The 3,787-nt window shown below is 64.2% G+C and carries 2 protein-coding genes; one reads left to right on the forward strand and one right to left on the reverse strand.

What is annotated here, in order from left to right:
- The coding region (locus AC1DT2_RS17610; protein ID WP_477297755.1) for a helix-turn-helix domain-containing protein at window positions 1-800 on the reverse strand (800 nt) is incomplete at its 3' end.
- A gap of 159 nt (window positions 801-959) precedes the next feature.
- Between AC1DT2_RS17610 and mutS the strand changes: the two genes are divergently transcribed.
- Complete coding sequence (gene mutS / locus AC1DT2_RS17615; RefSeq protein ID WP_477297757.1) at window positions 960-3,545, forward strand: DNA mismatch repair protein MutS; 2,586 nt, start codon at window positions 960-962, stop codon at window positions 3,543-3,545.
- Window positions 3,546-3,787 lie beyond the last annotated feature (242 nt).

Below are 3,787 nucleotides of genomic sequence, written 5' to 3' on the forward strand. Positions count from 1 at the left end.
GCTCTGTCCAGTGCTGCACGTGGCATGAGAAGCCCTGCGGCAAAATTATCTGCCAACTTCTCGATTCGCCAGCTCTTACTCTTGGGACTTCCCGCCTTGGAGCCGTCACGATGGTCCGGCTTCATCTGGTCCCACGTGACCGCGTGAAAGAGCTCATGCGCGAGATCGTAGTTCCTTCGCGCTTCGGGCTCGTTTCGATTGATAAGGATCACACCGAGATCAGGCAAATGACATGTCGCGCCCGAAACACTCCCGCACGGTGATTCCACGGCGTCGATGAAAAGCACAGGGATGTCCAAAACGCTCTCGACCTGATCAGTCAATCGTGCGGCCGGCACGGAGCCTAGCTCGAGCTTCTCAGCCACTGACTCTCCAAGCGTCAGCGCTTCTTCAAAGGTCGACTGAGGGCTCAACCGGAGAGAAAAGGAAAATGGATCGCTCGCCGACGCGTTCCACCTTCGCAAGAACCGCAGCAAGCCGACCCACTGTCCAGCTCGCGCCTCGAAGGAATTCAGGTCGGTATCAGGCAACGCATCGGTAGCTCGCCAGGAAAACTCTGCCTCCCCCGCGACGACAAAGGGATCTATGAAGTAGTCGAGACTCTGCTCGAGAAGTGAGCACAGCCGAACAAGCTCCTCGGGCTTTACAGCCCGCTCACCGTTCTCGATCGCGGAAATAGTTTGCCTGTCGGCAATGCCTAAAGCGCTCCTGAGCGCTTCCTGGCTCATTCCCTTGGCATCCCGCGCTGCCCTGATCCGGAAGCCCAGGGAGCGTGAAGTCGCTTTGTCTTCTGCTGTCATGCGGAAATCATAATCTTGCATTTCGTGATTTGCAAGATTCCGCCCGTTGGGCGAACAGATCGGCGCGTCAGGGCGCCCGCGCCAGGCGATGCCTCGTTTCCGGCAGGCCCAACAGCGGTCGCTTATCATGTACGGCCATCGCGCCTTTCCAGTGAATTCATGGCAATCGTAGAAGACGACCGCTCCGTCGCCGGGCATACGCCCTTCATGCGCCAGTACCTGGCGGCCAAGGCCGAGCACCCGGATATCCTGCTGTTTTTCCGGATGGGCGACTTCTACGAGCTCTTCTACGACGACGCCCGGAAGGCGGCCCGTCTGCTCGATATCACCCTGACCCAGCGCGGCCAGTCGGCCGGCGCGCCGATCCCCATGGCGGGCGTGCCCTACCACGCCGTCGAGAACTACCTCGCGCGCCTGGTGAAGCTGGGCGAGTCCGTGGCGCTGTGCGAGCAGATCGGCGATCCCGCGCTGTCCAAGGGCCCGGTGAAGCGCGAGGTCGTGCGCATTGTCACTCCGGGTACGGTGACCGACGCCGCGCTGATGGAAGAGCGCCGCGACAACCTGCTGCTCTCCATCGCCGCCGGCCCGACAGGCTATGGCCTCGCCTGGGTAGACCTCTCCACCRGCCGCTTCCTGCTCACCGAAGTGGGCAGCGCCGAAGGCCTCGCGGCCGAACTCGCACGCCTGCAGCCAGCGGAGACCCTCGTCGGCGAAGATGTTGCGTGGCCCAAGCTCGTCTCGACCCTGCCCGGCCTGCGTAAGCGCCAGCCCTGGCATTTCGACGGCGACGCCGCGCGACGCGAGCTGTGCCGTTTCTTCAAGACGCGTGATCTGCTCGGCTTCGGCGTGGACGGCATGCCGTTGGCGGTTGCCGCGGCGGGCTGCCTGCTCGGCTATGTCGAGGAAACCCAAAAGGCCGCCCTACCCCATCTGACCGGCATGGCCGTGGAGAATGCGGGTGAGACGATCGCGATGGACGCCGCCACGCGGCGCAACCTCGAAATCGATACGCACCAGAGCGGTCGCGTGGAGAACACCCTGCTCGGCGTACTCGACGAAACGGTCACGCCGATGGGCGCGCGGCTGATGCGTCGCTGGCTCAATCGTCCGCTGCGCGATCGTCAGGTGCTGCGTGGTCGGCACCAGGCCATCGGCAGCCTGATCGATGCGCGCCGTCACGCCACGCTGCGCGAACGCCTGCGCGGCATCGGCGATCTCGAACGCATTCTTGCGCGTGTCGCCCTGCGCTCGGCACGTCCGCGTGACTTGTCCACCCTGCGCGACGGCCTCGCTGCGGCACCGTCGCTGCGCGAAGACATCGCCGGCCTCGACAGCCCGCTGCTGCACAGCCTCGTCGAACGCATCGGCGATCACGCAGACACCGCCGACCTGCTCGCTCGCGCCGTGATAACGCAGCCACCCGCGCTGCTGCGCGATGGTGGCGTACTAGCCGAAGGCTACGACGAAGAACTCGACGAACTGCGCCAGCTCTCCACCAACGCCGATCAGTTCCTGGTCGACATGGAAGAGCGCGAGAAGGCCGCCAGCGGCATCTCGTCGCTGAAGGTCGGCTACAACCGCGTGCACGGTTACTACATCGAGATCACCAAGGCGCATTCGGAAAAGGCGCCGCAGCACTACACGCGTCGCCAGACCACGAAGAACGCCGAGCGCTACATCACCGAAGAGCTCAAGCAGTTCGAAGACAAGGTGCTCTCGGCGAAGGAGCGCTCGCTGATGCGCGAGCGCGCGCTCTACGAATTGCTGCTGGACAAACTCACCGATCGCCTTGCTGAACTGAAGATCGCGGCCACCGCCATGGCCGAACTCGACGTACTCGCGAATCTCGCCGAGCGCGCCGAAACGCTGGACTGGGCGGCACCGGCGCTGACCGACGAACAAGGCATCCACATTGAGCGCGGCCGCCACCCGGTGGTCGAGAAGGTGCGCGACGAGCCGTTCGAGCCGAACGACCTCGTGCTGGACCGGAGCCGCCGCATGCTGGTCATCACCGGCCCGAACATGGGTGGTAAGTCCACCTATATGCGGCAGAACGCGCTCATTGTGCTACTGGCCCATGTCGGCAGCTACGTGCCGGCGTCCGCCGCGACCATCGGCCCGATCGATCGCATCTTCACCCGTATCGGCGCGGGCGATGATCTGTCCCGCGGCCAGTCGACTTTCATGGTCGAAATGAGCGAGACGGCGAACATCCTGCATAACGCCACCGAATGCAGCCTCGTACTGATGGACGAGGTCGGCCGTGGCACCAGCACGTACGACGGGCTTTCGCTCGCGCGCGCGGCGGCCGTCCATCTGGCCGCCACGAGCTGCGCGTTCACGCTGTTCGCCACGCACTACTTCGAACTGACCGAACTGGCACAGGACTTCCCGACCATCGCCAATGTGCATCTGGATGCCGTCGAGTACGGCGACCAGCTGGTCTTCATGCACACCGTGAAGGATGGCCCGGCCAACCGCAGCTTCGGCTTGCAGGTGGCCGCGCTGGCCGGCTTGCCCAAGGCGGTGATCGCCGATGCACGCCGTTATCTGGCGGCGCTCGAGCAAGGTCACGAGGTGACCGTCGCCGTCGCAACGCCGCCTGCCGCGACGCCGCAGATGGGTCTGTTCGCGCCGTCCCTGCCGTCGCCGGTCGAGGAGGCGCTTCGCGCCATGGATCCGGACGCACTCTCACCGCGCGACGCGCTGGACCGCCTCTACAAGCTGAAGAAAATGCTGCAGTGAACCATTGAGACACCCTATCGGGTCGATCTGAACAATCGAATTCCCCTCTGGGTGACAGCTTCCTATAGTGAACTTGCGGTCTGGGCCATCGGCTCACCCGCAACGGGGCTTACGACTCTCCATCTTCCCGCCCCGTCACGTCCCCCGCCTCATCCCGCGTCAGCAGCCCGGGATGAGTTTCGGGGGGCGGTTCTTTTACTTGCTCTTTAGCGAGTAGCGCGTGCCCCAGCCCGCCTCGAACG

It is taken from the genome of Luteibacter sp. P4_E6, assembly GCF_056401535.1.